This is a genomic window from Microcoleus sp. S28C3, assembly GCF_036700785.1.
Lineage (GTDB): Bacteria > Cyanobacteriota > Cyanobacteriia > Cyanobacteriales > Microcoleaceae > Microcoleus > Microcoleus asticus.
In genome coordinates, this window is sequence record NZ_JAUBPO010000207.1 from 2501 (window position 1) to 5211 (window position 2711).

Below are 2711 nucleotides of genomic sequence, written 5' to 3' on the forward strand. Positions count from 1 at the left end.
CGCCGGCTCATGCTTCAACAGGCACGCGGTCAGACGTTAAATCGTCCTCCCACTGCTTGTAAGCTAACGGTTTCATGTTCTATTTCACTCCCCTTCCGGGGTTCTTTTCACCTTTCCCTCGCGGTACTGGTTCACTATCGGTCACACAGTAGTATTTAGCCTTACGAGATGGTCCTCGCTGATTCACACGGGATTTCACGGGCCCCGTGCTACTCGGGATACAGTCACGCTCTTTTCTACTTTCGACTACAGGACTTTCACCTTCTCTGGTGCAGCTTTCAACTGCTTTGTCTAGCTTGAAGATACGTTAATTGACTGTCCCACGACCCCAGAAGTAAAAACCTCTGGTTTAGGCTGTTTCCCGTTCGCTCACCACTACTTGGGAAATCGCTATTGCTTTCTCTTCCTCCAGCTACTAAGATGTTTCAATTCGCTGGGTTCGCCGCTATCAGTCTATGTATTCAACTGATGCTTACTGGGTTGCCCCATTCGGACATCTCCGGCTCAATGCTTGCTTCCAGCTCCCCGGAGCTTATCGTCGGTCGCCACGTCCTTCTTCGCCTCTGTGTGCCTAGGTATCCACCGTTAGCCCTTTGTAACTTGACCACTTGATTTTTTGATGGTGGTCGCTTGTCATATCCTGCGATTGCTCGGATGATAGACAAGCTTTGATGACTTAATTTCTATGCAGTTTTCAAGGTTCTGACTAGAGTTCTAGACTCCAGCATTCCGACTTCTTTTTTGACCAAGCTAGTCTGGGTGCTGATTTCTCTCTGTTTTTGTGGTTGGTTACAGTTAGCGACGCTAGTGAGAGTGGAGGTAAGCGGACTCGAACCGCTGACTTCCTGCGTGCAAGGCAGGCGCTCTACCAACTGAGCTATACCCCCACTAAGCAAGTTCTGATTTTGATTTTATGAGTTCTGAATTAATCTAAGATTATCCATTACTCATTACTGACAATTCATCACTTTTTTTCCAGGTGGGCCATCCTGGATTTGAACCAGGGACCTCACCCTTATCAGGGGTGCGCTCTAACCAACTGAGCTAATAGCCCGCGAGTTCCGAACCAGTTAATAGTTTGAAAGCTTTGACATCTATTCCTCGAACGACCAGGGATGACTGATATTGACCTATTGTTTAGGTTCGGTCGACTATCAGATGGTCTCCCTAAAAGGAGGTGATCCAGCCACACCTTCCGGTACGGCTACCTTGTTACGACTTCACCCCAGTCATCAGCCCTGCCTTCGGCATCCTCCTCCTCGAAAGGTTAGAGTAATGACTTCGGGCGTGGCCAACTTCCATGGTGTGACGGGCGGTGTGTACAAGGCCCGGGAACGGATTCACCGCAGTATGCTGACCTGCGATTACTAGCGATTCCGCCTTCATGCAGGCGAGTTGCAGCCTGCAATCTGAACTGAGGCAGGGTTTACGGGATTAGCTCGCCCTCGCGGGTTGGCTGCCCTCTGTCCCTACCATTGTAGTACGTGTGTAGCCCAGGACGTAAGGGGCATGCTGACTTGACGTCATCCCCACCTTCCTCCGGTTTGTCACCGGCAGTCTGTTTAGAGTGCCCAACTTAATGATGGCAACTAAACACGAGGGTTGCGCTCGTTGCGGGACTTAACCCAACATCTCACGACACGAGCTGACGACAGCCATGCACCACCTGTGTTCGCGCTCCCGAAGGCACTCTTCTGTTTCCAAAAGATTCGCGACATGTCAAGTCCTGGTAAGGTTCTTCGCGTTGCATCGAATTAAACCACATACTCCACCGCTTGTGCGGGCCCCCGTCAATTCCTTTGAGTTTCACACTTGCGTGCGTACTCCCCAGGCGGGATACTTAACGCGTTAGCTACGGCACTGTCCGGGTCGATACAGACAACACCTAGTATCCATCGTTTACGGCTAGGACTACTGGGGTATCTAATCCCATTCGCTCCCCTAGCTTTCGTCCCTGAGTGTCAGTTATGGTCCAGCAGAGCGCCTTCGCCACCGATGTTCTTCCTGATCTCTACGCATTTCACCGCTACACCAGGAATTCCCTCTGCCCCTACCATACTCTAGCTGTTCAGTTTCCACTGCCTTTCCGAAGTTAAGCCCCGGTCTTTGACAGCAGACTTGAACTGCCACCTGCGGACGCTTTACGCCCAATCATTCCGGATAACGCTTGCATCCTCCGTCTTACCGCGGCTGCTGGCACGGAGTTAGCCGATGCTGATTCCTCTGGTACCGTCAGGTTGCTTTCACAACTTTCTTCCCAGAGAAAAGGGGTTTACAACCCAAGAGCCTTCTTCCCCCACGCGGTCTTGCTCCGTCAGGCTTTCGCCCATTGCGGAAAATTCCCCACTGCTGCCTCCCGTAGGAGTCTGGGCCGTGTCTCAGTCCCAGTGTGGCTGATCGTCCTCTCAGACCAGCTACCGATCGTCGCCTTGGTGGGCTTTTACTCCGCCAACTAGCTAATCGGACGCGAGCTCATCTTCAGGCTATAAATATTTTCCCTTTCGGTTCATCGGGGCTTAGCAGTCGTTTCCAACTGTTGTCTCCGTCCTGAAGGCAGATTCTCACGCGTTACTCACCCGTCCGCCACTAAGTATTTCTACTCCGTTCGACTTGCATGTGTTAAGCAGACCGCCAGCGTTCATCCTGAGCCAGGATCAAACTCTCCGTGTTGTTGAGTTCTTTTTTGGCTTTAGTCAAGTTCTTTCCACTCA

Annotated in this window: 2 tRNA genes and 2 rRNA genes (1 of these 4 cut by a window edge); all 4 read right to left on the bottom strand. The window is 51.5% G+C overall.

Annotation, left to right across the window (positions count from 1 at the left end):
- Nucleotides 1-606, bottom strand: a 23S ribosomal RNA gene (locus QUA13_RS31335); it reaches 2297 nt to the left of the window's first position.
- A gap of 208 nt (nucleotides 607-814) precedes the next feature.
- Nucleotides 815-887 (bottom strand) — tRNA-Ala (locus QUA13_RS31340).
- A 93-nt stretch (nucleotides 888-980) separates the two neighbouring features.
- A tRNA-Ile gene (locus QUA13_RS31345) sits at nucleotides 981-1054 on the bottom strand.
- A gap of 116 nt (nucleotides 1055-1170) precedes the next feature.
- Nucleotides 1171-2670 (bottom strand): 16S ribosomal RNA (locus QUA13_RS31350).
- Together the 16S and 23S rRNA genes with 2 tRNA genes alongside form the textbook arrangement of a ribosomal RNA operon.
- Between the last annotated feature and the right edge of the window lie 41 nt (nucleotides 2671-2711).